At 53.8% G+C, this 25,414-nt stretch carries 23 protein-coding genes and 1 pseudogene; 9 read left to right on the top strand and 15 right to left on the bottom strand.

From position 1 onward, the window contains the following. Window positions 1–250: 250 nt before the first annotated feature. Window positions 251–388 (bottom strand): annotated as a pseudogene (locus C7H09_RS14560) (IS110 family transposase); the annotation flags it as partial. Window positions 389–566: 178 nt separating this feature from the next. Between C7H09_RS14560 and C7H09_RS20020 the strand changes: the two are divergent. The 3 genes from C7H09_RS20020 (at window position 567) to C7H09_RS14545 (ending at window position 2,017) form a co-directional block, all read left to right on the top strand. Beyond that, a complete protein-coding gene (locus tag C7H09_RS20020; protein WP_206074334.1) occupies window positions 567–704 on the top strand; it encodes a BrnT family toxin in 138 nt (45 codons plus the stop codon). 166 nt (window positions 705–870) lie between these two features. Then, window positions 871–1,056 carry a hypothetical protein gene (locus C7H09_RS14550; protein WP_106763943.1) on the top strand — a complete coding sequence of 62 codons (186 nt, stop codon included), beginning with the start codon at window positions 871–873 and terminating at the stop codon, window positions 1,054–1,056. A gap of 247 nt (window positions 1,057–1,303) precedes the next feature. After that, window positions 1,304–2,017 carry a M15 family metallopeptidase gene (locus C7H09_RS14545; RefSeq protein ID WP_133166242.1) on the top strand — a complete coding sequence of 238 codons (714 nt, stop codon included), beginning with the start codon at window positions 1,304–1,306 and terminating at the stop codon, window positions 2,015–2,017. Between the two features lie 737 nt (window positions 2,018–2,754). Here the strand turns inward: C7H09_RS14545 and C7H09_RS19790 are convergent. The 6 genes from C7H09_RS19790 to C7H09_RS14515 form a co-directional block, all read right to left on the bottom strand. Continuing rightward, a complete protein-coding gene (locus C7H09_RS19790; RefSeq protein WP_133166241.1) occupies window positions 2,755–3,102 on the bottom strand; it encodes a helix-turn-helix domain-containing protein in 348 nt (115 codons plus the stop codon). A 650-nt stretch (window positions 3,103–3,752) separates the two neighbouring features. Continuing rightward, complete coding sequence (locus tag C7H09_RS14535) at window positions 3,753–4,112, bottom strand: hypothetical protein (protein WP_106763936.1); 360 nt, start codon at window positions 4,110–4,112, stop codon at window positions 3,753–3,755. 10 nt (window positions 4,113–4,122) lie between these two features. Then, window positions 4,123–4,503, bottom strand: a complete 381-nt coding sequence (locus C7H09_RS14530) for a hypothetical protein (protein WP_106763933.1) — start codon at window positions 4,501–4,503, stop codon at window positions 4,123–4,125. Window positions 4,504–4,591: 88 nt separating this feature from the next. Next, window positions 4,592–5,746, bottom strand: coding sequence for a PcfJ domain-containing protein (locus C7H09_RS14525; RefSeq protein WP_133166240.1), 1,155 nt, complete (start codon window positions 5,744–5,746; stop codon window positions 4,592–4,594). Between the two features lie 281 nt (window positions 5,747–6,027). Then, complete coding sequence (locus C7H09_RS14520) at window positions 6,028–6,753, bottom strand: PspA/IM30 family protein (RefSeq protein WP_106763928.1); 726 nt, start codon at window positions 6,751–6,753, stop codon at window positions 6,028–6,030. Window positions 6,754–6,757: 4 nt separating this feature from the next. Further along, window positions 6,758–7,027 carry a YiaA/YiaB family inner membrane protein gene (locus C7H09_RS14515; protein ID WP_106763925.1) on the bottom strand — a complete coding sequence of 90 codons (270 nt, stop codon included), beginning with the start codon at window positions 7,025–7,027 and terminating at the stop codon, window positions 6,758–6,760. Between the two features lie 155 nt (window positions 7,028–7,182). On the opposite strand from C7H09_RS14515, the gene C7H09_RS14510 reads away from it, so the two are divergent. Next, window positions 7,183–7,989, top strand: coding sequence for a helix-turn-helix domain-containing protein (locus C7H09_RS14510; RefSeq protein ID WP_106763923.1), 807 nt, complete (start codon window positions 7,183–7,185; stop codon window positions 7,987–7,989). On the opposite strand, the gene C7H09_RS14505 is transcribed toward C7H09_RS14510, so the two are convergent. From C7H09_RS14505 to C7H09_RS14490, 4 genes are read right to left on the bottom strand one after another with little or no spacing between them, the layout of a single operon-like run. Then, window positions 7,955–9,109 carry a Wadjet anti-phage system protein JetD domain-containing protein gene (locus C7H09_RS14505; RefSeq protein WP_106763921.1) on the bottom strand — a complete coding sequence of 385 codons (1,155 nt, stop codon included), beginning with the start codon at window positions 9,107–9,109 and terminating at the stop codon, window positions 7,955–7,957. The genes C7H09_RS14510 and C7H09_RS14505 overlap by 35 nt on opposite strands. Next, on the bottom strand, window positions 9,093–12,416 hold the full coding sequence (locus tag C7H09_RS14500; protein ID WP_106763919.1) for an ATP-binding protein: 3,324 nt from the start codon (window positions 12,414–12,416) through the stop codon (window positions 9,093–9,095). The genes C7H09_RS14505 and C7H09_RS14500 overlap by 17 nt, the downstream gene beginning before the upstream one ends. Continuing rightward, window positions 12,413–13,153, bottom strand: coding sequence for a DUF4194 domain-containing protein (locus tag C7H09_RS14495; protein ID WP_106763917.1), 741 nt, complete (start codon window positions 13,151–13,153; stop codon window positions 12,413–12,415). The genes C7H09_RS14500 and C7H09_RS14495 overlap by 4 nt, the downstream gene beginning before the upstream one ends. A 6-nt stretch (window positions 13,154–13,159) precedes the next feature. Beyond that, the gene (locus tag C7H09_RS14490) at window positions 13,160–14,656 is read right to left on the bottom strand and encodes a DUF3375 domain-containing protein (RefSeq protein WP_106763915.1); all 1,497 of its coding nucleotides are present in this window, start codon (window positions 14,654–14,656) and stop codon (window positions 13,160–13,162) included. Window positions 14,657–14,870: 214 nt separating this feature from the next. Between C7H09_RS14490 and C7H09_RS14485 the strand changes: the two genes are divergently transcribed. From C7H09_RS14485 to C7H09_RS14465, 5 genes are all read left to right on the top strand, one after another. Beyond that, entirely contained in the window at window positions 14,871–17,567 is a 2,697-nt protein-coding gene (locus C7H09_RS14485; protein WP_133166239.1) for an Lcl C-terminal domain-containing protein, read from the top strand. Beyond that, window positions 17,564–18,052: a hypothetical protein gene (locus tag C7H09_RS14480; protein ID WP_106763909.1), complete on the top strand. Its 489-nt coding sequence runs from the start codon at window positions 17,564–17,566 to the stop codon at window positions 18,050–18,052. The genes C7H09_RS14485 and C7H09_RS14480 overlap by 4 nt, the downstream gene beginning before the upstream one ends. Window positions 18,053–18,169: 117 nt before the next feature. Continuing rightward, window positions 18,170–19,165 (top strand): helix-turn-helix transcriptional regulator, encoded by a 996-nt coding sequence (locus C7H09_RS14475; RefSeq protein WP_106763907.1) that lies wholly within the window; start codon window positions 18,170–18,172, stop codon window positions 19,163–19,165. Between the two features lie 138 nt (window positions 19,166–19,303). Beyond that, entirely contained in the window at window positions 19,304–21,415 is a 2,112-nt protein-coding gene (locus C7H09_RS14470) for an AAA family ATPase (RefSeq protein ID WP_106763905.1), read from the top strand. An 18-nt stretch (window positions 21,416–21,433) separates the two neighbouring features. Further along, a complete protein-coding gene (locus C7H09_RS14465; protein WP_106763903.1) occupies window positions 21,434–21,961 on the top strand; it encodes an opioid growth factor receptor-related protein in 528 nt (175 codons plus the stop codon). Here the strand turns inward: C7H09_RS14465 and C7H09_RS14460 are convergent. The 4 genes from C7H09_RS14460 to tnpA form a co-directional block, all read right to left on the bottom strand. Next, window positions 21,958–22,635, bottom strand: a complete 678-nt coding sequence (locus tag C7H09_RS14460; protein ID WP_106763901.1) for a hypothetical protein — start codon at window positions 22,633–22,635, stop codon at window positions 21,958–21,960. The genes C7H09_RS14465 and C7H09_RS14460 overlap by 4 nt on opposite strands. A 351-nt stretch (window positions 22,636–22,986) precedes the next feature. Then, window positions 22,987–24,588: an IS66 family transposase gene (gene tnpC, locus C7H09_RS14455; RefSeq protein WP_106762036.1), complete on the bottom strand. Its 1,602-nt coding sequence runs from the start codon at window positions 24,586–24,588 to the stop codon at window positions 22,987–22,989. Window positions 24,589–24,645: 57 nt separating this feature from the next. After that, entirely contained in the window at window positions 24,646–25,014 is a 369-nt protein-coding gene (tnpB, locus tag C7H09_RS14450; RefSeq protein ID WP_106761477.1) for an IS66 family insertion sequence element accessory protein TnpB, read from the bottom strand. Continuing rightward, window positions 25,014–25,331: an IS66 family insertion sequence element accessory protein TnpA gene (tnpA, locus tag C7H09_RS14445; protein WP_106761476.1), complete on the bottom strand. Its 318-nt coding sequence runs from the start codon at window positions 25,329–25,331 to the stop codon at window positions 25,014–25,016. The genes tnpB and tnpA overlap by 1 nt, the downstream gene beginning before the upstream one ends. Between the last annotated feature and the right edge of the window lie 83 nt (window positions 25,332–25,414).

Raw genomic sequence — 25,414 nt, 5'->3', positions numbered from 1 at the left:
CTGGTCTGCCTGTCGCTTAACCTCAGGCGGATGAGTTCGCTGATGAGGCTGACATAGGCGACCTGAGGCGGCGTGCCGGGCCGTGCTGAGTGGTCGGGCTACGGTTGTGAACTTGCCTATAACCGTCTTGATTGCCTGAATATAAAATCGTGACTCTATCCGGTTGGATACTGCGCATATACTCTCGGGCACAACCGTGATTCGGCGCGGCGGAGGCAATTGCTCAAAACACTTCTGCCGCGCAGACTCCTAGTAGCGGTTCCGGGCGCGCTTTGATTTCCTTGTGCAGAAGTACCTCGCCCTGTTGGTCGATGATGCAGACATACAGGCTGCGGGCATGCAGGTCGATTCCACAATAGTGACGGTGAGTGCTATGGTAAAAGTTCATTGAGTCTTCTCCCTTGTAGTGCTTGGTCGCCTTCCAGCTTAGCGGGTAACCGCCGGGCTGGGGAGAAGGCTCAATCAGTATCAAGTCGTTCAAGCCGACGGCGCTACGCGCCACGGCTTAACTCCGGCGTTAGTGGCCTTTGTGGCCGAAATCATGTCAATACACACAAGGAGATAAAATGGAATTTGAGTGGGACGAAGCCAAGAGGCAGAAGACTCTATTTGAGCGAGGGATCGATTTCATTGATGCTGCGCTGATCTGGGATGATCCTCTACGTCAGGTACGAGAAGATACTCGAAAGGACTATGGGGAGTGACGCTATCAGACTATTGGTCGTGGTGCGCTCGGCATACTGTTTGTCGTCTACACAGTGCGCGTATATAGCCAAGGCGAGCACGTAAACAGAATTATTTCAGTACGTCGGGCAAAGAAAAAAGATATCGAGCAGTATGAGTCGAGAACATTTTCGGAAGGGTTGAGAAATGGCTGAAGAAACAACAAGACTAACGTTGCAACAGATCAGAAAGCTGAAAAGTCTCTCTGATGCAAAGAAGTTCAACGAAACGACAGAAGAAGAAATTGACAAACAGATTGCTGAAGATCCTGACCTATATCAGCTCACGGAGGCTGACTTAGCACAATTCGAACTCGCAAGGAGCAAGGAATGAAAAAGGTAGCAGGAAGGACAAGAGTTTCGCTGGGAGAAATACGGAAGCTGAAGGGGCGGTCGAATATTGCCTCGCTGTATAGGCAGCAAAATGAAGAACGGGGGAAACCGATTCCCAAGAAGCAGTAGTGCACTAACTAAGCCATCCACCGGATGCCAAAACCTCCGCTTCACTTCGGTTTTGTCACCGGTGATGGCGAGCGTTAGATGTCGCCGTCCCAACACTCACCAGGATATGGAGAACTTGGTTGGCAAACCGCGAATTGGTAGAAATGGCTGATTCCCGAGTACGGGGGATGCCTATTACGGATTACGGTGAACGTCTTGTGGACGTCGCAAGCGGCGGGGTAATCGCCTATGGCCCCCCGCCCGAGTGTCCTGAAACAGAACCATTTTACCGACTGTTGCGTGAAGGTGTCGTGGCTAGGCTTGAGGAGGCCCAACAGAAACTTCCTTCTGGGTTGCAGTTTCGTTTATATGAGGGCTATAGGAACCCCAAGATTCAACAAATGCTCTTCGATGGGCAGCTTAGACGGATGAAAGGGGAAAACCCCTCCTGGGATGCGTCTTTGTGTTACGCGGAAGCAGCAAAGCTCGCCTCGCCACTACGCACGTTTGAGGGAGTCCCGATTATTCCGCCACACAGTACGGGCGGCGCAGTCGATATCGAAATAATTGATGCGACTGGTAAACCTCTGGATTTTGGTATGGAGCTGAGCGATTGGGATGCTGTTCCACCAGAGATATGCGCTACGCAGTCCAATAATATTACGGGCACGGTAGCGAACAATAGGCGGCTCTTGGTGGAGATATTGGCTGCCGAAGGGTTCGTCAACTATCCCAGGGAATGGTGGCACTTCTCTTATGGAGACCAGTACTGGGCATTCGCCACCGCAAGGGTTCAAGCGCTGTACGGGAGTGTCCAAGAACCGATCTTTAGTGGGCGGTATAGTGACATCTAACCCATATGAGCCTTCTCTGAATCAATAGGCAATAGTGGTTTTTTTGGCCGCGGCAGCGGCCAACCCAAACCCGTGAGGCAGAACGCCTGCCCCATCTGCCTTGTGGGCCTGTCAGATACTCACAGAAAGCACATATAAGGGCCCTTTACCGTGGCTTTTGACTCCGCTTCACGCTGGCTGACGTTAGGGCCTATAGGGAGATAGTGGCATGACAAGGCAGATTATCGGAAGCGTGTGTTTGGCGGTTGTCCTCGTTATAGCTTCTTTGCTTGTGCCGACAAAGATTGATGGTAGATCTGAAATGGGCAACGTTCCTCACGGCCTCCCCCTTCCGTTTGTATGGCAGAGCGTAGAAAAACTAGACCCACCTTCGTTTCCGCGCTCCTATGCTGTCATGCTTCCCCAGGAATATCCGACATGGGTATCATTTGCTAACCTATCTTTGAATATTGTGTTAGTTGGGGGCCTAGTATTCGCTGCGTTACAAGTATTCAGGCGGTGGAGGCCGGAACGCAATGCTGCATGAAATCAGGCGCTCTAATGAACTTACCCTGATACTCCTGACACACCCCAGCCTCAAACCGCGGCCGTTTAATCGTATTGATCGCTCAACTTGAATGTCCGCTTTGCGACCTTTCCGTACCCCCCATTTATTTTTAACGGGTTCAGGTCAAAGGTACCTGCGTCGCTGATTGACTAAAGGCGGATGCAATCCTGGCCTTTTCCGTGACTGGTCCTTACTTGCGATTCCACGATTGCTCATCTTCATCCGTCAGTGGTTTTAAAGAGGTTTGGAAAATTGTAATCCGAAAGGTCCAGCGACCGTTGGAAGTCCGAGCTTTGTCTTTTTCCTTTTCTCGTACCAGATATCCCGCCTTCTCCAGTTCACGAAAGATCCTTTGTTGAACTACTTTTCCGATATTAAAATCGTGCCTAATTTTGGCAGCTCTGACGGTCCAGTCCTCTGGCCGGGATAATAGTGACACGAGGACTCCTAATGCTTCTGGCGTCAGGCGAGGGTCTCTCAATGTGTCGTTCGGAATGCATGCGTAGTGAGATGTCAGTTCGTCTTTTCTAATAGCCATCTGCGGTGTAACTCCAAAAGTTTCAGGTAATGCTCCAACTGATTCGAAAGCAATTGAGCTGTTTTCGCTACGGAGGTTTAGTTAAATGTCCCAACCGTGCAGTGACTAAGATAACGGTTTGCAAACCGCGGCACTGACAACACGCCTGCACAAAACCGGCAGCGTTCTGCACACAAAATGTTTGTGAGGTGTTAAAGAGCGTGGACTACCTGATTAATGGAAGATCTTATCGAGCCGACAGATGCGGTGAGCTGAAAATCACCCAAAAAATGAAAATATAACTTATTGATTCGAAGGAACTTTACAATGCCCGAATGAGCGTAAACTGGATGTGAGGAAGGTTCTTTAAGTGTCTGGAATTAAACAAAAAAAGAGGTTCAGAAAGCTCGTCCTGCAACTCCGTGTACGCCGGTTCGATTCCGACCCGCGCCTCCATTTTTACCCCTTTATTTCCATAGCTTAGCTTTTTGCTGCGTTTACCGGCGTGTCGATGGAGACAAAATGGCGACATCGATTTCATTTTCTCTCCGTGTCTCTCAGTGATTTTAACGTCGATTTAGAACGCTCTGGTGGGCGAATCAATCGGTAGTGTTTCCGCCTGGCTTCGGTCTCGTGCCGCCCAAGGCTTCGATGATCCGGTAGATCGCTCGTCACTTTGGTTGTAACTGGCGCTCCGCTTCTGCGAGTACGATTTCCCACGTGTCGTTGGCAGTGGGCAGTCCATTCTCTGCAAGCGGGGATACTCCTTCCTTCTTCCGCTTGGCGGTCACTCGCTCAATGTATTCTTTACTCATCGGGTTGATTCCGCTGGTACGGTCGCTCGCATCCGCGATGGAGTCGTAGTAGTGATCATACTCCTCCGGGAATCGTTCGATATGGATCGTCCGGGCGAGCTCGTAAATACTGGCTTGAAGTGTTTCTTGCTGGTCTAGCTCAGCACTTTCGGCAGGTGTTTTACCCGCACGAGCGTTTTGGCGTGCACGGGCTTCTTCGGTTTTATATCGGTTCATCGTGCGTTCCTCATTTGATCGTAAACAGGAAAGTCATCGCGTTGTGCTGACTCATGGTCAGAATCTCGAACGTGGCGGTATCCGCAGTCTGGTTTAGGTTGATGATTTGCAGCACCGGGGTGGAGTAACGAAGCTCCTTGAACCATTGCTGGTAGAAGTAGGCGATACCGGCGGTTAAATCCCCGGTTCTCGTAACCAGCTCACAGCGCAGCATCGCATCGGGTGTGTACAGCTGTTCATGGATACTAGAATCGGTGGTGAACACCGGGTCATCATAGATGAGCACGTTGAAAATCTCGTGCTGAAAACCCAAGGCAGTGGCGGCGAAATCGTAAGAGTAGGGCAGGAACCCGTGTTCGACCAGAATTTCGGAAAAGGCAGATGCAGTCAAAGTAAGTCACCTTCGATGATTGGCTTGCCTGATGTTTTCCTAGGTCAGAAGAGAATCTAACAGAGGTGTGCGACAAATAGTGTCGCGATCACGGTGTTTCAACCCAGCGGCGAATGTAATCCATGGCCCGAGTTGGCGGATTGGCGTTTCGGCTCCCGCGCACCTCACTCACGATCCAGCGGTTATTCCGATAGGCCAGTGAAATCGTTAGCCGTTCTGGATGAATCATGCGGTAAATGAACACCTCGCGATCGGCAACGCGTTGGTCATAACTACCAACACAGTGCCGCATGGCCACACCTTCTTCCAGCAGTTCAAGCCAAGAGGTGAGGGGCTCGATACCCTCGATGGCAGGAACAGGCGGCGCCGGATAGTCGCCGTGCCGTTGTTCGAGGGCAGCAGCTTGGGCTTTCCGTTTTCCTTCAGAGCCCAAATTATTGAACCAGCCTACCAAACGGTCGTGCAGATCTTGCAAAGCGTCACGCGATCTCACATGCCTAAGGCGTTGCACATCCCCTTCCGCCATCGTCAGCGTGTCTCGAATCATTCGGCACAGCCAAGTAATGTCCAAAGCCGATGACTGGCTATCGACCAGATACAACATCCCTGGCCAAAGCTGTTGCCGCTGGCGCCGCAGAAATCGTAAGTGGTTCAAGTGCAGATTCGGGTGGTGCCGAAGCAGTTCGATAAACTCGGTGCGGCGAAGCGTTTTCGCCACATCCTCCAGCTCCCACGGAAGAAGCGGAGAAAGCTTAATGCGGTTCACCAGCTTCACCAGAGATTTGCTGGCGGGCAGGCCGGCCTTCTCAAGAATGCTGGTTCGCTTCAAAGCTAATAGCTTTTCGAATTCGTCAAGCGTGAGCGACTGGCCGCGGGCATAGTCCACGAGCAGGATAAATAAAAGGGGAGAGCTTTCAGCCAGTTCGCACGCTGCACTGGAAGCCGCACAGGCTTGGGCCAGCTCAAAATCCATCGCCGGCATTAAGCACGTGAGCTTAAGAACCGATTCCGGAATGCCGTCAGACACCCGCCTTCCGGAATCGTCTTCCAGAGTGAACAGCGGTAAGCCCGGTGCTTCCAGAAAACGCCCCTCAGCCAAAACCGAGTCATCGGTTTGACTGAACCAATGTAGCGGCCGGGATGAGTCCCAGGTTTGAACGGTGAGCTGGATGGCGTAGTTAAGGATAGAGCTGAGGTCGAACACTACTGTGTTTTCCATACGTTGGGTTGCTGTAGTGGTCACTTCGTTGCTCTCCTTGTTAAATCAGAAGATCTTAACCTTACCGAACGCAGACTACGGTCGTTGGTGAGCTTCGATTTTATTTGATCCACGCGACAAGTCACGTCGCCAGGATGGTACACACTGCTAGTCCGAACTCAGGCTAAGGATAAACAAATGAACGATTACAGCGGAAACCGCCTTGCACTCTTCACCGCAGGAAACGGGCCCCCTCTGGCAGGATAGTTGGCACTACTTAATTTTTAACCAGTTGGGCGGTTCAGGTGTTGATAGTGCCTCGTCATTCAGGGTTGAGGCTGGCTGTTGTCCGTGTGCTCACCCGGAGCCTGCGCAGCCCTTAAGCGCGCCAGAACTTTCGCGCCGTCGTTGGCTCCGTTGTCGATGCCAGCGGCCTTCAAACGGGCATCCAGGCCGCCGTTTCGTTGCTCCTGATCCAGCTCGGTCAACGCTGCTTCTACGTATTCGGCCTCGGTTTGGCGGGCGCGAATACGATCGGCGGATACGTTCAAGTCTTCCATGTGGCTGTGTAATCCGGTTGCGTGGCCCCGAAGCTGGCGGGTAACCTGTTCGGCGTGCCGGTTGGCTTTTGCTAAACGCATTTCACTGTGAAAGTGTTTCAGCGCACGGCCGGACTCTCTCAGTTGGCGGCGCAGCTCGCTTTCTTGTTGCTGTAGCCTTGCGTGCTGTTGTTGCTGGCGTTGCAGAAAGGCTTCATCCTCTGCAATCAGGTTGGCCAGCTCCAGCGCCAGGGTTTCCTCATTTTGTGCCAATGCCTGGCTGGCTTGCTGCTCTCGTTTGTTAATGGCAGATTGAAGGCCGGTGTTGTCCTGTTCCAGTCGCTTCTTTTCAGCCATCAAGTGCGCCAGTTCTCGCTTTGACCGGGCAATAGCCTGCTCTGCGTCTCGCAGTTCCTGTTCAAAGATACGAATGTCGTTAGCGTCCACCAGCCTTGCGACCGGTTCCTGGGCCGAGGCCCTGAACAGCGTGTTTAATTTCCGCCAAATGCTCATGATATTACTCCCCGTATTCTTTCAGCAGTTGGTGGGTACGAGCCTCGGAAATGCGGTTCGTAATTCGTTGTTGCTCGTGTTCATCACGTAATGTTTTCGACAAGGTGATGGTGGTGCTTACCAGAAACAGAGCGCTGATCGCCATGTAGCCTTTGATCACGATATCAACAGGTGCCAGCACCACACCCGCTGCAGCGGCAAACAGTGCAATCGCGAATGAAACCTTTACAAAAAATACCCAGGAATTGGAGTTGCTCTTCAGTTCGCTATCCATGGTGTTTTCCTCGTTGGCTTTGTTGTTGGGACACCCGGACTGTGCGCTATTGCTGAACGCGCCGCGAGGGATTCCCCAAAAGTATCGATGGTGTGTATCTATAGTCGCGAAAAATGATACTTTCAGTGAAGGAACCGAAAAGGAGGGGTGAATCTATGGCGCAAACCAGTGCCATCGTCGGTGAGCTTAAACGTCAACTGCGTTCCCATGGCCTGACCTATCAGGACGTTGCCGAAGCTCTGAACCTCTCAGAGGCGAGTGTTAAACGCTTGTTTTCCGAGAAGCAGTTTTCGCTAAAGCGCCTTGATCAGATTTGCGCGCTGATGGGAATGGAGATCAGTGATGTTGTGCGCAAGCTGTCGCCAGAGCTGGAAGTCGAGCAGCTGAGTCTGGAGCAAGAGCAGGAGCTGGTGTCGGACGTGCGGCTGTTACTGGTGGCTGTCTGTGCCATGAACCGGTGGCAGTTTCCGGAGATCCATCAGGTTTACGACATGTCTGAAACCGACTTGATTGGCTATCTGGCCAGGCTGGATCGCATGGGAGTGCTGGAATTGCTGCCCGGCAACCGGTTCAAGCTTTTGGTTAGCCATGATTTCGCGTGGCAACCGGGTGGGCCGATACAGCGCTTTTTTGAAGCGGAAGTGCAGCAGGATTTTTTGAAATGTCGGTTTGATCACCCCGGTGAATTGAGGCTGTTTGTGAGCGGCATGCTGTCTGCCCAGTCCAACGAGGTGGTTCAACAGAAACTCAAACGGTTGGCCCTGGAGTTTCGGCACTGTCACGAGGAAGATCTCGCGCTGCCCCTGGAGCATCGTTTCGGCGTGAGCCTGTTGATGGCCATGCGCCCATGGGAGATCGAGGCTTTCGACAGCGTCCGGCGGCCGGGGGCGCGCAAAGAATACCCAACATTTAATCGCAGAGGGAAGGCTAGGCCAGTGAGTCGTTCATCCAACCTTCAATAGCCCTATGCACATCACTCGCTGGCAGAAACTCCTGCTCCAGCCGCCCCCGGTCTGATTGTTGAAGACGCTGGTAGAGCATGGCTTCACTCTCGGTCAGTCCCGCTGGAGTAATCGTGGGCGCGGGCTGCGGTTCTACAACTCCATTCGCTTCAACGAATTGCTCGAAAGTCGCCTCATCCATCAACAGCGGTGTGAGACGCGGGATGTGCTTCCGTGCGTTGGCCAGCATGGTTAGCCCCCAGGTGTCGATGTCACCCCAGTAGGCGATAGTTCGGCCTTTCAGCCATGTTGCGTTAAGCCAGGCAAGGTTCAGACCCGAGCCCAATACCGAGACCGTGCCGGAGAGCCTGGGTAACTGGTGAAGGCAGCGTTCGTTTTCTACCAGTACCAGCCGTTCGCCAGGTAAAGGAGTAGTTTGAAGCTCGTGGGCCCGGATTCGCATTTGTGAGAAGGGCAGCAACTTACCATCAAGATCGGCCACGAGTAACCAGTGATGGCCCTCGTCTTCCGCGCCCAGAAAAGCCTCCAGCCCGGTTTCGCTGGCTTGGCCCTCAAACAGCACGTCCAGCATCAGCGTGACAAGCTGACGGTTGCGTTCAAAGAATTTGCTGTCGATGCCTGCAACAGACAATGCCCGAAGGGGCTTTCCGTCGGCGCAGCCAGGCTGGAGTTGAAGGGCAGCCTCGCTGCTGCGAATAACATCGCATTCCGGCTTTTCCATCACCAGGCTGCGCCTGCGGATGATCAGTGAATGAAAACGCGGGTCTGTGGCAGAAGCCAGGCGACTCAGGGCGTCATATTCCCGTTTGACTTCATGGCTACCGGTGGCCCGCGCCCACTGGCTGGGTGTTTCCAGTGTCCAGTGGGTGGGTATGTCGATGGCTTCGCTGGTGCTTTGAAAGCGCACCGGTTGCCATTGAACATGGCCGATAGTGACTTCGCGCCATTGCCGTAGATGTTCTTGCACCCGCTTGAGGTTATCCCTGACCGCCGAACCTGTGGGCTTACCAATCGAGAGCGTTAATGGCCAGCTATCCTGCCGCAGCAGGCGTTGTTCCCGCTGATCTGCGTTTTGCCATTGCCGGGCCAGGCGGCTTGCCAGTTCAACCGGGGATTTCATGGGCTCTCCGGGTTATTTTTTCCGCGTGGGCCTCCAGTTCTTCCCAGCTCAGGGAGGTGAGGGTGGCCCGCAAATCCTTGCGGTGAACCAGAATGGCGGAGCGGGTGTGGGCCCGTAGTAGTCGCATCTCTTTGTTGGGCGTAACGAACAGTGGGTGCAGGCCAAATTCGTTGAGCGCCGAGATGATGCGGCCCGCGACGGCGTGGGAGCTCTTTGAGAAGGCCTCGTCCAACACGATGGTGCCGAACAGGGGCAGGGTCGCCCCGTCTGGACAAAGTGCATAGCTCAGGGAAGCGGTGAGTATGTAGCTCGCGATGATTTCCTTTTCACCGCCGCTGCCGCCCTGGGAACCGGTTCGGGTTTCGATCACCGTGCCGGATTCACGATCGAGCACAGAGACCGCGAACTGCAGCCGATAGCGCGGATCCAGCAGAGCCCGTGCGCCCATGGTGCGCTTGTTGTCTGCCGCGTCCCGCAACAGGGCCACCATGTTTTGCAAAGCCCGGAAGTGGCTTTCGCCCTGGTCATCTTTCAGGGCGTCCGCCCGCTGTTGCCTTTGCGCGCGCTCCAGCTTGCGGAGAGATTCATGGGTAACCCGGCGAGGCTCCAGGCGCAGGTATCGGCCGGGCTGAAAGTCGACTCGCTGCAAGGTGGCGTTCAGATCGGCAATGCGCTCCTCAATAATCGCCACCTGATTCTGGATATGGGCCAGTAGCTGGGTCACACCCTGGTCGGATGATTGGTTCAGATAGTTGAGGAAGCGCTCCAACTTCTGCGGAAGGGCTTCTTCTTCCAGTATTCGTAGGCGCTCCAGATATTCCGGGATGTCCTGGATGTCGCTGCCGGTCTCGATCAACGCGCCGGTATCGATAGACAGAGCCTTTTCCATCAGCTGAGTCAGCTTGAGTTCGTAACCCTGAATCTGCTTGCCCAGTTTGCTGATGCTGGTGTCCAGGTGCTCTCGCTGCGTCCGCTCCAGGGCTTCAAGGCGTTCGTATTGATCGGCTTTCAGTGTGTCAAAATGCCCTTTTGCGAGGTTTTTCTGCTCATCTGTCAAGCCCTCGCCAATCCGTTCGAGCAGCTCTGTGCAACGGGTTGTGGCCTGATTACGTTTTTCTTCCAGCAGGGCCTGGGTGGTTTGTTGTTCTGACAGTTGTTGCCGGGCTTCCTCCAGTTTCTGGCTTACGGTTTCAAATACTTGCCGGGCTTTCTCCACCCCCGAATCCGGAGCGGTCAGTGCGTCCAGTCGACTTTGCAGGGCTTCCAGTTCGCGTTGTGCACTGGGCAAGTCGATGGTGTTAAATTCGGTATCCGCAAGAAGTTCATAAAGCTTTATCTGATCCTGCGTGGCCCTCAGCTGCTTGCGGGCCGATTCGAGTTGTTGTTCCAGAACACCCGCTTCTTTGCCGGTTTCGGTCAATTCGTTATTGAGCGCCAGGAGCCTGTCACGGTTGTTGAAGCCGGTCATCCAGCCCTTATCAAGCGGCTGATTGTCCCGTTTCTCAAAATAGCCCTTTTTGCCCGACATCAGGCCTTGTCGGGTCATACCGTGGGGCGTCTGGTGCAGGGTTTCGGGCGAGTCCACGCAGTGCCGATCAATCCCGGCCAGCAATTGCTTAAGCGCTTCCCGGTGAGGGTGATCTTTGAAGTTCAGTTTGCGGGTGAAGCCGTCATCCATAAAGCTCGCCGGGCTTTGGGGTGCCTGGGCCTTCAACAGGCGCACGTGAAGACGGTTGTCACGGTTGTTGACCGTTTCCAGAGCCGATTGCATGGCCGGTGGTGGCACCAGCAAGCGCAGCCGGTGCCCGCCAATCGCCCGTTCAATGGCGCCACGCCAGTCACGCTCTTCGGCTTTGACTTCTACCAGTTCTGCCACAAACGGCAGGCTGTCTTCGTCCAGGTTCAGGGCCTGGGCCAGCTCGCTTCGGAACTCCTGGTAGCGCCCGTCGATGTTGGAGCCTGGCCGGGCTTTGATCCGGTCAATTTCTTCAGTGATTTCCTTCAGGGATTCGCTGAGCTTGCCGTGGCGAAGGCGCAGGTCGAGCAGGGCGTCGTCCTGAGCCCCTGCAAGCTCGGACAGCTCGCTCAGCTGTGCATCGCAGAGCTTGCGGTTTCGGGCCAGTGCTTCAGGGGTTAGAGTGTCGTCCAGATCCAGTTTGCGGGTCAGGGCCTGGTAATCCCTGGCGTGGCGATCCCGCTCGTCTACCCAACGCCGCTGCTGGAAAATCTGCTCTTTAAGCTGCTCTATACTGGCACCACCGGCCTGCAGGTAAATGTCTTTCAGGGTGTCGGCTTTGCTGTTGAGCTGCTGAACGTTGACGTTCAATAACCTGAGGGCCTCTTTACCCTCGTCCAGCTGTTGTTCCAGGTTCTGTTTTCTGGCACTCCAGAGTTCGTAGCCTGCCTCTGCAAACCAGGTTGGCAGGATGGTTTTCAGAAGCAGCTGCTGATCCAGCGCTTTCGTGGCGCCCTGATGCTTTTCATGGGCTTCTGCGATGGGTAACAGCGACTGGTGTTGTTTGCGCGCAGTTTCCAGTTCACTGTGGATCGCGGCCAGGTCGTCAAACTCGCTGGCCACCTCGGCTGCGCGGTCGAACATCGAGTGGTCATCCAGTACCAGTTCCCGGAAGATCTCGTCGATGCTGTTGAGCTGCTTCAGGCCTGCTGCACGGTTGAGCAGGGTGAAGGCATTTTCTCCCACTTCGAAAAAGCGCCGAACCTGTGCCAGGTAGGCTTTTTTGCTGTCGTTCGCCTGTAAGCCGGGGTTATCCCTGGCATGTTGTTTGAGCTCCCGGGCGCCGCCCTCGTGGTGGAGTGCCAACCAGGTATCCATGTTCTGTTCATCCCGCTCTGAGAACAGCCAAAGGCGTTTCAGGTCACTGGCCGCAGAACTGCTGCCATCAATCCAGAACAAAGCCCCAACCCGAATGGCTTTGTCACCATTGGCGAAGCGGGCACTGACCGCCGTCACGGTTTTACCGGGGCGGGCAATGTGGCTGTTGTCGCCGCTGTTGTTACCGGCACCGGATACGCCGCGAATATATGAGATCAGATCACGGTCGCTTTCATGGCCGCCGGTGGAGGCCAGGTTATAGCGGGGCTGGTGAGTCAGCAGTGTCATTAATGCGTCTACCAGCGTGGTCTTGCCGCTGCCGGTGGGGCCGATAATGGCGGTGCCTTTCGGATCGATCTCGGCGCAGTGCCGGCCACCGAATGGCCCCCAGTTGTACAGATCCAGATGGGTCAGAATGAAGGCGGTGGGTGGTAGGATCTCGCAGGCAAAGAGATCCGTTTGGGGCTGGCTCATAACTCTTCTCCATCCGCGGCTTGAGACGTTGAGTTGCCAGCCATCTTTTGAAAATGGTGAAGCAGACTTTGCAGGTTTTCCGGGTTCGCCAGATGGGTGATGATGGGGCGTATGGTCACCTGATCGTTGGCGTTTATGTCTGAGACAATGCCATGGTTTTTGAGGTTGTCCAGCAGGCTGCGCAGGCGCTTTTGATCCCGGCTGTCGCTGCCGGTATCGCCCAGGTACAGCTGCAACTGTGGCAGCAGGTCATCCAGTTCCACCGTTGCCTCACTGGCACCAACCCCCTCTTCCTGTTCGTGGGCAATAAAGTGCTGTCGCAGTATGGCCACCAGCAGAGACTGCTCCATGGTCAGGCGCTGGCGGCGCACCAGGGGGTGAGACCACTCGTCGCCGTTCTCCTCGCCTTCGCTGAACAGCTGTTCAGAGACCACCAGGAAAGCCAGGCCGCGTATATCGTCCACTTTCAGGCGCAGATCGAAGGGCTCCAGAATCTCATTGATCGCGGCTACTTGTGTGGTGGCAACCTGATAGAGCTTGGGCTTACGATCCGCTTCCAACAATCCAAATTTCAACAGTTCCTGGGCGGTGGCTTTTATATTGCCGGGGGTGTAATGGCTGGCCTCTGTAGGGGCTTGCTCATCCGCAGCAACCGGTGCCTCGGCTGTTGGTTCCGGCTCGTCGAGAGAAATATTGGCATTGGCCTGGCTTGTCAGGCGGTCAAAATAGTCAGACATGCGGGTTTACAGCTCCCAGTCGATGGCTTCTGCGTCTTGTTGGGTTAGCGTCAGTCTCGGCACGTTAAAGCGCAACCGATGTCCGCTGCTGTCGGTGAAATCCACGGATTCGCGGTCGTCGGTGATTTCCACCTCCGCTTCACGGGCCATGGCGAGCCACAGGGCGATGGTTTCGAGATCGTGAGTGGGGGGCAAGTGCGTGGCCAGATCGCCGATGCTCATCGGGCGGTCGGTAACTTTCAGCAGTTCTACGGTTTCCCGGTAAAGCACCTCCCTGTCGAGCCCGTCGAAGGCGCGCCAGAACTCCTCATCCACCTCTTCGAGATTGACGCCCTGACCAGTCAATTCAAGGTCTTTTGCCTGCTCTTCCGTGGCAGATTTGAATCTAAGGCGCTCAACCAGCGGCAAACTGGAAACCGCCACAGCAGCCGGCGGCAGGGGCGTGTCGGCTTTGCGCACCTTGTGGCTAGTCCAGTCGATGTTAAGCGCGGTGTTCAGAAGACCATTGAGCAATTCGCCAACTCTGTGATTCTCGGCGGCCAGCCCGGTTTTCAAAAAGCCTTTGACGTCTTTTTCACTGCGGGCTCTTGCCCGGATAACCGTGGCAGACTCCTGTATCAGCCGGATCACAAGCCAGCGCAGTTCATCCTGTTGCTGGCGCGACAGCGCATGGCGGGTTGCCGGGTTTTTCAGGATGACCCGTAACCGGTGTTTCATATTTTCCAGCTCGGTTGAGCGGCTGAGTTGCTCGTTGAAGTTGTGGAATACCTTTCCTTCGGCCGTTTCCAGCAACGAGTCGTGCCCGTCCAGCAAGCGATCAACGATTTCGCCCCGGTGATACTGTTCGCTGACAATGGACTGTCGCAGCTGCAGGTCTGCTTCCCGGTAGGAGTCCTCCACACGGCGGAAGTCGGCCCGCAGGCTGGTAGCGAGGTTGTAGACCTCGCGAATGCCTTCGGCAGCTTCTGCGCCTTCCAGTACCGTGAAACGACCGGCCTCCACCTCAGCCAACTCGTGCTCCAGATCTTTGATCTTGAGGCGGATATGGTCGGCACGGCTTTGGGCGTTCGGGTTCAGGCGGGTTTCGAGGTTCTCAATTTCCCGCTGCACCGTGGCCAGACGCGACGCGGTGGAGGTCATGATGTTCTCATCCAGACCTTCCACAAACACCAGGGCTTTTTGCAGAGCATCGGTGGCCATCAGCCGACCGTCCCGCTCGACAATTAACCCCTTTCGGATCCAGGAACGCAGCTCTTTCCGGGCATCGGCCGCCGGATCGTCACCGGATAGCTGCAGGTCGTCGCTGTTCGCATGCTCCCTCAGGATATCGGTCAGCATTTGCTGGGCATCCTCAAACAGAATTTCTTCCCGGTTATCCTCCATCAGCGCCTGCAGGCAACCGAGCACCAGCGGCCCGCGGGTGGCAGACAGCAGCTTCCAGGCCGGATGCTGGTGCCGGGCCACCAGATAGGCGCGGGTTTTCAGTTGTAGTGTTTTGTCCATGAGCAATGCAGTTCTAACCGAATGACAGGGAGGGGGAAACCAACGTCGAATAGTAGCACGGTCGCCTTATACCTTCGAAGCGAGTGGGGGGGCGAACCGCACACTCCTCTGACTTTATCGCTTCCTTAAAAAGTGTTAATTTTTCACCCGTATCGCGCATAGCGGCAGGCTATAGCCTCATCTGTATCAACAGCAAATTCAAATTAGGATCGCCATGACTAGTCGTAGCTGGAGACATTGCGTTAATTGTTCATTTTCAAGCTTAGGCTACATGCGCGTTCGGCGATATTTTGTTGTTGGCATTTTGCTACAACTGGCTGGATGTGCGGCTATTTCCACTGATCAGCCTGAGAATTACAGTGGTGTAACTGCAGCTTCGGAGCAACCTGTCTGGTCGTCTAAGGACGCTGTTGCAGGTAAAGCGGACGAACAGTATTCAGGTAAGGCTATGTGGTCACACTCCGTGCCTTTGACAACAGAAACGTTTCGGGAGCTTGGGCTGAACGGGTTAACGGTTAGTAAAGGAATCGCTTGGTGGCGCGGCGTAGCAGAGGATTCGAAGCCACTTATCGCCGCCACTAAAGAAGACGCCGAGAAATACTGTGAAAGCGTTAAGGTTGGCAACTCCCCGCTTATTGTCGACCAATTTCGGTTACCCACTGCCAGAGATATAAGAGCTGAAACCAGGCCGAACGGTGGTTCAACCGTGCCGGGTATACGTGCGAACGGCAGGGGTGCCCGTTTTGCGTGGTTAAACAGCGATAAAGAATTCTGGGACTTTCAAAATCAAAATAAGTCGTGGCCCAAGGGGCGAGGCGCAGCTGTCATCTGCGCCATTTCTTTAGCTGACCTGTTGGCCAGTTTATCACCAGTTTCGGTTAGCCAGGCATTTATGGTGAATAATCCCTCCATGCCTTCCACCGAAGCAAAATCACGAGCTCTAGGGCTTTTATGGGGGGAGCCGATTATCCGGGAAGTGACCTGGAATAAGGCACCCGGCAACGCAGAAATCATTGTCACGTCTTCGCGAATCCGAAACGTTAATTTACAGCTCCTTTCAACCAGTAAACTGGGGCACTCCTGGGTAACAGGTGTTTCATCGCCTGACTCAACTTTAGCTATTCGTCAAGTATACAACCTGCCGACAGAAACGCTCATTCGGTTTAATACGTTGCGAGACGTTAATGCTCAATTTAAGTATCGTAAGGATAATAAAATTGGGCGCCGGTTTAGCGGATTTAAGGGAATAAATCTTAGCAGATACGGCATCAATTATGTGGTTATCGATGATGAAGTTCTTTTGATGGAGGGTAAAGAGAAAGTTGACTTGGGCTTACCTTCAAGGAAAGTGGCCTCTTTTTTGATATCTATTCCGCCAGTGAGAGAGAAAGTATTGGATTTGCCAGATCTTTTTTTCAGTACCCCAAACACCAATTTTGCACCGGTGAAATTTTCAGAGCCTGCGCCTGACGCTCTGCCGGTTAGTGATCTTGCCCGGCGATGGGTTAACCATCGTTTTAGTGTTGAAGTGGATACTGAGCTACGGCCTTTTTTCTCTGATGCTTTGTTGAAGGGCGGATGGCAACCAAACTTTACGGTGGACTTTTCCAAGAAACAAATTGCCTTTTCTATAGAGCAGGAGCTGAATAACTCGAACCGCATTGCTCAAAAGCAAGTACTTGAAACAGCGGGTAATTCCACTAAAGACTTACTTGCGTTTTTGAAAAAATATCCAGATTCACACTGGCGTGCCGAAGCCACTGATAGAACTTATTCAGCTGCGCGAAATTCAGTGCCTGATCTTCAGCTAATCGTAAAATCAGGTCTTGATCAGGATTTAACCGATAGAGCAGTGAAGCGCATCGCCGCTATTGCTAATGCTGCAGAGCAACGCCGCCTGGCAAAACTCGAACGTGAACGAGACGATGCCTTCGGTGACATAGTAGGAACAAAAAACCTTGAGCGAGCTCGTTTTATCAATGGAAAGATTTGGCAGGACGAGCCACGTAATGCGCAACTAATAGAAATGTCACTGTCCGACGCGAAGCAGTATTGCAGTAAGTTGAAACTTCTGGGGGTTTCCGGGTGGCGGCTGCCCAGTAAAAAAGAATTCGAAAGCCTGGGGAGAGAGCAGAATCAACTTAACTACCGAGCACGCAGGCAAGGTTATATGACACCTTATCATGGTCGTGATGGCTACAGTGCTGATCTTGCGTCTAATCAGACGCCCACGGTTTCAAGCGTCTCTGACGGTCATGATCTTGCGCGCTGTGTATTGAGCGCTCACAAATATAATCGTTTTCAGCAAAAACGCGAAGCGCAGGCGGTTGCCAAAGGAACGCTGGATGGATACCTGGAAGCATTCATGCGTTCAGGTAATCGTGAATATTTTGAACAAGCAAAATCTTTAGCACTCTCGCCCGACCAAAAGGCCAAGGTTGAAGAAGCATTGGTTCAGTTCGTTGGTGGGGAAAACGTATTTTCGGTTGCTATTGCATTAGAGGGAAGCAATAATAAAGATAACGAAAATTTTGAAGTGGGCGTTGGATCCCTGAAGTCATTGATTGGCGGTGTAACAGCAAGCAATGATCTAAATCTAGATGTATTTATCGCTCCAAAAAATATTGATGCGCTACCCCTTAAATACAACGACTATAACCTGGAAGTATCGGTTGAGTTAACGATTTATTATTCTACCGCTGCATTTGGAATAAGTGTCGGTAACAAAGAGGTTACCCGAAAAGATTATTCTTTTGCCCTTAAAAAGGAAAATAACTACGAGGCAACAGGCATGCTGCCGCTTGGGGAGATTATTATGGGAGGTAAAGCCCATTTAGGGTTTGTGACGGTGTCGAGGGAACTAAAAGATATAAAACTTAGAAAAATGGTTAACAGGATTAGTGTTCAATGAAACGTGTGTTGGCCGCTATGTTGCTTATCACGTTGAGCGTCACAAAATCTCATGGTTACGACCTTGAGCTTTTACTTGCTGAGGATCGTGTCGATGAACCTTCAGAAGCTCCAGTGGCAAGAGAGTTTGTGGATCAGGCGCGCAATCAGGTAAACAAGGCACATCAAGAATACGATAGCCGCTATTCCCCACCAGCAAAGAGTTCATCATTGACTGGAACAGTGTTTATCGACGCCGAATGCGTCGGATGGCCCTGTGTTGCGGACAATTTTCAGATTTCTGGAGGACCTGCTGACATAGAAATGTCAGCAGGTATTGCCTATTTGAATGATGTCGGGGAGGGCGTGAGAGGGAAGTACCGCTTTTCTGCAAGGCTCAGCCCGTCTGATAAGCTATGTTCAGGGACATTTGAGGTGCGTGCAACACGAAAGAACGCTCGGCTCAATATTTATGAGAATTGTGATTCATACTTGTCGGAGTTTTAATCTCTTGATTTTGTATGGAAAATCTCGCACTCCAATACTGGCCTGATGTTCTCTGCTCGGATAGAGTGTAGCGACAAAATCCGTCGCAAGGTCTTTCCGTCAGACAAGGAACCCCAAATGTCCACAACCGCAGTCCGTTACCTCACCATGCTGCGCATGGTACCCCGATCGCCCAGAACCATAACCACAAGCGAGCTGGCCCAGCGGCTGGACGACCATGGTTTCAAAGTGACCATCCGCTCTATACAGCGGGATCTGGAGAAGCTGAGCGCAGACTTTCCGCTGATGGTGGATGAGGATTCCCGCCCGTACCAATGGTCGTTCGACCGCAATGCCACCATCGACATCATCCCGGCGCTCGACTTGCCTGCAGCCTTAACCTTCGAACTGGCCCGGGCGTACCTGTCGCCCATGTTGCCACCACGGGCGTTGTCTCACCTGAAACCCCATTTCGATGAAGCCCATCGCACCCTGCTGCGGGAGAAAAATCCGCTGGGGCAGTGGCCTAACCGGGTGCGTGTTATCAACCGCGGCCTGGGTGGTGAACGCCCAGCCATTGATGCAGACGTTCTGGAAACCGTTACCGAGGCGCTGCTTCGGGAGTACAAATGCAAGCTGGTTTACCAGGCCCGTAACTGGCCGGAGCCGGAAGAAATTGTGGTGCATCCGTTCGGTCTGATCTTCCGGGACCCGAACGTCTATTTAATCGGCACCATCGAGGGCAGGGAAGGCGTGCGCCAGTTAGTATTGCACCGCGCCTCAACCGGCGAACTGCTTGAAGAAGTGTCTGACCGGCCGGACGATTTCGACCTGGATTTGTACATCCGCTCCGGGGCGATGGGCATTCTGAAATCGGCAGAGCCGGTGTACCTCAAACTTCGTTGTGACAAACCGGCCCTGAATCACCTGATTGAGGCACCGCTGGGGTTTGACCAGATCACCACCGAGATCGACGACACAACCTTCGAGATCGCGGTAACAGTGGGGGATACGCAGGACTTGCGCTGGTGGCTGACCGCGCAGGCGGTGCATTGCGATATTCTGGAGCCCCGCTGGCTGAAGGAAGAAATCACCGCCACGCTGGAACGTGGGCTGGCCCGAATGAAGGGCTAAACCCAGCCGAAGCCGGGCGCTGAATGTCCTGAATTTCAGACAAACGGCGTCCGGAATTTGAGTAGGCAAATCTTCCCTGCGACACATTATGTCGCCCAAAACCTCGATAATAGCGTCAGGTTTTTATGGAGGCCCGCAATGCTGCAATGGAAAGAACTCGTAAACCAAGCTCACCATTCCAACCAGGTATCCGGCTCGTCGAAAGACGATCTAAAACTCCTGCAAATCTACCTCTGCCGCCTGTTTCGCCTGGTTCGCTACTCTAACGAACCTTCCGTGTTCCGCATTGAAGAGCCCGGTGTTTTTCTGGGGCTCAAGCTACCGGCAAATGAAGACGGTGAAACCAGCGCCTCCGCCTTTCTTAAGGCCGTCGAAAAACGTGAACGTGAACTCACCCGAAGCCTGACCGGCAAGCCAAGGCTGTCATTCGAGCCCTTGCTGGCGAACCTGGTCAAGCTGCTCAAGCCTAACGTTGTCGAAACCAAGCTGCTGATCTTTGCCATACTGGTGCTGAAGCACCCCAAGGCGAAAGAAGTGTTGCGTGAACTGGACATCGCCGAGTACAGCAATTCCGTAAATGCCTTGGCCCGGGCAATATGCGAATCCGCCAGAGCCATTGCTCTGGCGCTGGATCAAAGCGCAATTCTTTGTCAGATTCGCCTGTTGGAAGAGGCCAATCAGGGCAGTGATATCGCGGATCTGGTTGAAGCTGGCCCCTTGCTGAGCCAACTGGTAACAGCAACGTCTGAATGCTGTGACGCGGGGGCTACCGAAGACGTTGAGGAAATGCTGTTCAGGCGCATCTGCCCGCCGGGCCCCGCCGCCCGGCATGACATCGCAGACTTCAAGGGCGTGCGCGATCTGCAGCTAATGCTTGACTACCTTCGGGATGCCCTGGACGGCAAATGCCGGGGGAAGAATATTCTTCTGTACGGAAAACCCGGCACCGGGAAAACCCAGCTGGCCCGGGCCATGGCCGCGAAGCTGGCCGCACCGCTGTACGAAGTGCCAACCAAAGACGACCACTCCAGTGCCATGACAGGCCGTGTACGCCTGGATGCCGCCAAGATGGCGCAGATGTTCCTTGATGATCGCCTGGGGGCGATTCTGCTCTTCGACGAAATGGAAGATGCTTTCCGCAAAGCCGACGATCTGGCCAAAGGCTGGTTTAACCAGATGCTGGAAGAAAACCGCGCACCGGTTATCTGGATCAGTAACAACATTCGCGCGGTTGATCCCGCATTTCTGCGGAGATTTGATTTTATTGTCGAAATCGAAGCCAGCGGCACAGCGCGCGAGGCCGACAAACTTCAGCGAACGTTGTCTGGATTACCGGTCACACCCGCCTGGATACAGCAAGCGGCACGCAAGCCCTGGATGACGCCTGCGCTGGCGAACAACCTGGCAGAAGTGGGCCGCTTCTTGCCACCGCGCCAGATAGCCCGCAACCAGCAACGCCTTGAAGCCATGCTGCAGCAGCGACTGCGCGTTCTGGGAGAGCGCAAGCCAGACCGAGTGATTCCGCAGCCCGCCAGACCCTGCTTCCCGGAGTTCCGAACGGAGTGGATTAACACCCGCCCAACGCTGCGGAACGTAGAACGCTACGTACGCCTGGAGGGCAAGGCAAAAATCTGTCTTTACGGCCCACCCGGTGCAGGGAAGACCGCCTACGCACAGGAACTCGCCAAACGATTGCAGATGCCGTTTGTGTTGCAGTCGGGCAGCGACCTTCTGGGCATGTACGTGGGCCAGACCGAAAAAAACATCGCCGAGATGTTCGACAAAGCAGAGGCATCCGGCGCAGTCTTGCTACTCGATGAAGCCGACACCTTCCTGTACAGCCGCAACATGGCCGAACGCAGCTGGGAAGTCAGCGCCATTAACGAATTCATGGTGCGCCTGGAACGCTTTGAAGGCGTATTTCTAGCCACCACCAACCGGTTCGACAGTTTCGACAAGGCCATACTCCGACGGTTTCAGATGAAAGTCGGGTTCAGCTACCTCACCGCCGAGCAGGTCAGGGCCATCATCACTGCCTGTGTCGCCGATCCGGAAACGGCCAGCGCACTAACACTGTCAGAATTGGCACAGCTGGATCACCTCACGCCCGGCGTAATGCGTGCTGCAACCGAAACCCTCCGCTTGCGCGGGTTCCGGCCGAGAACCGGTCAATTGCTGCAGGCACTGAAAGAAGAGCAGCTATCTCAGACCTATGGCTTGCGGTGCCAGCCGATAGGTTTTGTACAATAAGAGAGAGGGCAGGTAGTCATGGCAAGACAAACCGGAGATTGGCAAACTGACAGTGCCCTTATCCAATTTATGCAAGGCAAAGGCACGGATCACAGAGGGCGAACCTTAGATGACATCATATCGTTGGATGACTTCTGGCTGGAGCATACTCACGATGTCGTTCAATGGCTGTTCCCCATACCGGAGCCGAGTCGGGCCAACCCTTTGGCACCGGTTCTGACGATAGAAGACAGGCTTAGATTCAAGCAAGACGACATTCTTAAACAACAGCAAAGAAGGGCGCTCGATCGGATGTTGGATTTTTACGGCCTGATCCGCCGGGATGGCATGATCGAGGCCTCTCCCGAGCTGAACCCCAGGGATCATATCTGGCTGAAAGCCGGAGGCCACAACCATTTACGGATCACGCGCATGATCCGGAGTCTCTATTTTTGCCAACAGCTGGAATTGGCGAAGGTTGTGCAGCAGGCTTTCGTAAGCCTCGGACAAGACCGAGGCTATGTTAGTCGCATCAGTCTTGAGTACTGGCGGAACGCGATGCCTTAGTTGCAGCGAATCTCTGCGATCACCACTACAAAAGGTGATACGTCATGCCTCTTTCCATTCGTAAGCTCTCGCTCTTCTGCAGGGCTTTTCCAAACGTCTCGGACAGAGCACGTAATGTTATTAGTAATATGCCCTTGACCGATTAAGCTGAGCTTCACGATTTCTTGAAGTCTTTCGTCCCATTCAATAATCGATCGTTCCGTGTTTCGCTTCGTGATAAAGACAAGATAGTTTGTCTCGAGGCGACTGCCTTGTGGTACTGCATCTGCGAGCAGGCTGATCCGGTCGATGTCTTTCTTCAAGCTTTCGAGTTTAGTTCCTTTCTTGAATTCTATGATATGCGCTGGTTTACCACCTTTCCGAGTAAACAGTGTGAGATCAAACCGGCCATTGGCGCGAAGTTCCGAGTATTTTTGCAAACTATCCTGATTTTCTGGCGATACTCGGGCCTTGGTGAGAATTTCGGCAACCGATGCCTCTAGGTGATAGTTAAAATTGGAGAACTTCTCAGCAAAATGCGCTCCAACTCTCGTCACCATGAAATACTCAGGCATTTCTCTCAGTGACTTTTGGCATGCGCTCAACCCGTGATCATGAGCTGCTTTAAGTGCATTTATTATTTCACCCACACGGGAATTTCTGCTTGATCTCAGAGTGTCAGGGGTCGCCGTCATAGTGTTTCCGTTGTTCATTTTTTAATGATCGATCGTAATAAATATATAGAATATTTTGAATAAACTTAATTATCCTTGCTGTCATATTTTGTTAAATCCACGATAAAGCTTCAGCATTATGAGAAGGTTTCTGTTTGCGGAATAGGGTAAAGAATCGTTTTTCAATGGTTGTTCATGAATGCCTGCGTTTTGGTTGTGTGCGACCTGTTTTGTCGCATGCAGGCTCTAAAGTAGAGCATCTAGCAAAGGAGGCTGAATGACCATCGTACTGAGCGCCCAGATGCTTGCCCGCGCGTTGTTTGAGTTTGACCCCCTGAACACCGTAAGCGCCGTTAAATCGACCCGCTTGCCCTAATCGTATTGAGCCACTTTTTTCGAAGCCGGCAACTCGGCATTCCAGGGCAGCAACGCTTCGAGCTTCTCCAGCGTGTCGGACTCAGCAATGCGTTCCAACACATGGTGGATATAAGCTGAAGGCTCCAGGCCATTGGCCTTGGCGGTTTCGATGAGCGAATAGCAGGTGGCGCTGGCTTTCGCCCCTTGTGAGGTATCGGCGAAGAGCCAGGCCTTTCTGCCGAGGGCAAACGGGCGGATGGCGTTCTCGGCTCCGGCATTGCTGATCTTCAGGTCACCGCGCTCACAGTAGCCGACCAGGTAGTCCCATTGGTTCAGGGTGTAATCCATGGCCTGACGGGTAAGCAGGCCTTTCATCACCTTGGGGGCATTTTTCTCCAGCCAGGCTTTAAAGGCGTTCAACAACGGCAGACTCTTTTCCTGGCGAACCCGATATCGCTCCGCGTCGCTCAGATCCCGGGCGGCCTTTTCAATGGCGTACAGTTTGCGGATGTGGCTCAGGGCTACATCCGCCTTTGAGGGTTGGCCTTTTTTGCCTTTGGCCGGTGCCGCCCGGGACGCCTCCACGTACTTACGTCTCGCGTGATCCCAACACCCGATCCGCGTCAGCTTGTTCGTGGCACAGACCTGCCCATAGCCGGAATAGCCATCGGCTTGCAGAATGCCCTGGAAGTCATCCAGCAGACGCACCGGTACCTTGCCACCTCGTGATGGATCATACTCGAACAGAACCGAAGGTTTTCCCGGTGGACCACCCCGGGTGACCCACATCCATTTGTCGGATTGGGCGGTCTTACCGTCTTCCTTGAGCACCTGGATCCGGGTTTCATCGGCTTGCAGGTAATCACCGCTATTCTGGGTTTCCCGCATCAGGTTGATCAGCGGCTGGAAGACGTCATTCAGCCGGATGATCCAGTGAGCCATGCTGGTGCGACTCACTTCATGCCCCAGGCGCTGGAACATTTGTTCCTGACGGTACAACGGCAGACCGTCGGCATACTTGGAGGTAATGAGGTAAGCCAGCAGTGACGGGGTGGCGATGCACTTGCCCAGCGGGCGCGCCGGACGGGCAGCCGCAACAATGCGCTCTTCGCCGTCCTGCTCGAACACCGCCTTTTCCTGCCAGTACTCCAGCACTTTCAGTTGAGCGGGAATGTACTCCAGCTCTTCCTTCACCTTGGTGAAGAAGGTCTTGCTGGCACCGGCTTTCTCTTCGTCGCTGAGGGTTAATTCAATACGCTCACGCAGCAGCGTATCGGAGAAGCCACGTTGGCGGCGCTTGCGGGAACGGCGGGGCGTCTCTTCCTCTTCGACATCGTCCGGCAGCTCATCGCGCAGTTCATCAATCTCGACTTCCAGCTCGACCTCATCGAACAGCAGGATCTGATTGGGCAGCTTTTCACTGCTGGCGGCGAACTGCTGGATCTTCTTATGGCGCAGCAGTTCTTCGAGGATCTCGATGCGAGCGTCTCGTCGCTGGATGGCGTCTTCTTTGGAGGCGAGTTGCTGCTGAAGGCCGCTGATAACCGCCACCATCTCAGCGGTCGATAAACCGTTGAGATCCGGGGTTTTGAGGGCGTTATCAGGCGTTGATTTCATGGCGGAATTATAGCAAAAACAATGCCCTGGCACACCTAAAACGTAATGCAAAAAGGGCTATCCGACACTCTCATAGTGCAGGGTTTTATGGCCCCGCAACAGACTGATGTCGTAGCCGTCCAACAACCAGTTGATCTGTTCACCGGTCAGCGGCATCAGCTCATCCGCAGGCCCTGGCCACTTGAATTTTTCCTCAGCCAAGGCTTTGTAATAGAGCACAAAGCCGTTGTCTTCCCACATTAGACATTTGATCTTGTTCCGCTGCCGGTTGGTGAAGGCGTAAAGTGCACCGGAGAATGGGCTGTGCCCCAGTTCCTGTTCAACCAGCAGGGCCAGGCCGTTGGCCTGCTTGCGGAAGTCGATGGGCTTTCGGTACAGGTAGATCTCCGGCAAATCCCTGGAAGGGCGCAGATAGCGGTGACGCATCACAGCTGTCTCAAGACGGCACCCAGCAAATCGATATTACCGGCATGCAGACCGGTGATCGATACGCCGCCGGGCAGTGACACGGTCAAACTGACTCCGGCATCCGGAGTCGGAGTCGGAGTCACGCGAGTGAATCCGGATCGAGCGTGAACCGGTTCATCACTGGATTCGACACGACCGGTCAGCTTCTGCCGCCAGTAGACAAACCGATGATAAACAAGCGACTCTTGTTTGCAGTAGGCTGCACCGGACAGGCCCGAGGCCTGCCAGTCCGACAGCGTCTCTTGCCAGAACTGGTGTAAATCAGGGGTAGTCATCGGATTCCTCTTTAATGTGAAAGCAGGAATCAGTGTGGCGAAACTCGGGCGTCAGCTACAGGTGCGGATTTATTGGCGCTTAC

The sequence above is a fragment of the Marinobacter fuscus genome (assembly GCF_003007675.1).
Classification (GTDB): domain Bacteria; phylum Pseudomonadota; class Gammaproteobacteria; order Pseudomonadales; family Oleiphilaceae; genus Marinobacter; species Marinobacter fuscus.
Note: the sequence above shows the minus strand (reverse complement) of the source record. Positions and strands in the feature narration are given on the sequence as shown.

Excerpts from the sequence above, each read along its gene's own strand:
- tnpA (WP_106761476.1), bottom strand. The coding sequence starts at position 25,331 with ATGACTACCCCTGATTTACACCAGTTCTGGCAAGAGACGCTGTCGGAC.
- C7H09_RS14490 (WP_106763915.1), bottom strand. The coding sequence starts at position 14,656 with ATGGACAAAACACTACAACTGAAAACCCGCGCCTATCTGGTGGCCCGG.
- C7H09_RS14495 (WP_106763917.1), bottom strand. The coding sequence starts at position 13,153 with ATGTCTGACTATTTTGACCGCCTGACAAGCCAGGCCAATGCCAATATT.
- C7H09_RS14550 (WP_106763943.1), top strand. The coding sequence starts at position 871 with ATGGCTGAAGAAACAACAAGACTAACGTTGCAACAGATCAGAAAGCTG.
- C7H09_RS14475 (WP_106763907.1), top strand. The coding sequence starts at position 18,170 with ATGTCCACAACCGCAGTCCGTTACCTCACCATGCTGCGCATGGTACCC.
- tnpC (WP_106762036.1), bottom strand. The coding sequence starts at position 24,588 with ATGAAATCAACGCCTGATAACGCCCTCAAAACCCCGGATCTCAACGGT.
- C7H09_RS14535 (WP_106763936.1), bottom strand. The coding sequence starts at position 4,112 with ATGAACCGATATAAAACCGAAGAAGCCCGTGCACGCCAAAACGCTCGT.
- C7H09_RS19790 (WP_133166241.1), bottom strand. The coding sequence starts at position 3,102 with ATGGCTATTAGAAAAGACGAACTGACATCTCACTACGCATGCATTCCG.
- tnpB (WP_106761477.1), bottom strand. The coding sequence starts at position 25,014 with ATGCGTCACCGCTATCTGCGCCCTTCCAGGGATTTGCCGGAGATCTAC.
- C7H09_RS14515 (WP_106763925.1), bottom strand. The coding sequence starts at position 7,027 with ATGGATAGCGAACTGAAGAGCAACTCCAATTCCTGGGTATTTTTTGTA.
- C7H09_RS14500 (WP_106763919.1), bottom strand. The coding sequence starts at position 12,416 with ATGAGCCAGCCCCAAACGGATCTCTTTGCCTGCGAGATCCTACCACCC.
- C7H09_RS14505 (WP_106763921.1), bottom strand. The coding sequence starts at position 9,109 with ATGAAATCCCCGGTTGAACTGGCAAGCCGCCTGGCCCGGCAATGGCAA.
- C7H09_RS14470 (WP_106763905.1), top strand. The coding sequence starts at position 19,304 with ATGCTGCAATGGAAAGAACTCGTAAACCAAGCTCACCATTCCAACCAG.
- C7H09_RS14460 (WP_106763901.1), bottom strand. The coding sequence starts at position 22,635 with ATGACGGCGACCCCTGACACTCTGAGATCAAGCAGAAATTCCCGTGTG.
- C7H09_RS14520 (WP_106763928.1), bottom strand. The coding sequence starts at position 6,753 with ATGAGCATTTGGCGGAAATTAAACACGCTGTTCAGGGCCTCGGCCCAG.
- C7H09_RS14465 (WP_106763903.1), top strand. The coding sequence starts at position 21,434 with ATGGCAAGACAAACCGGAGATTGGCAAACTGACAGTGCCCTTATCCAA.
- C7H09_RS14480 (WP_106763909.1), top strand. The coding sequence starts at position 17,564 with ATGAAACGTGTGTTGGCCGCTATGTTGCTTATCACGTTGAGCGTCACA.
- C7H09_RS14485 (WP_133166239.1), top strand. The coding sequence starts at position 14,871 with ATGACTAGTCGTAGCTGGAGACATTGCGTTAATTGTTCATTTTCAAGC.
- C7H09_RS14510 (WP_106763923.1), top strand. The coding sequence starts at position 7,183 with ATGGCGCAAACCAGTGCCATCGTCGGTGAGCTTAAACGTCAACTGCGT.
- C7H09_RS20020 (WP_206074334.1), top strand. The coding sequence starts at position 567 with ATGGAATTTGAGTGGGACGAAGCCAAGAGGCAGAAGACTCTATTTGAG.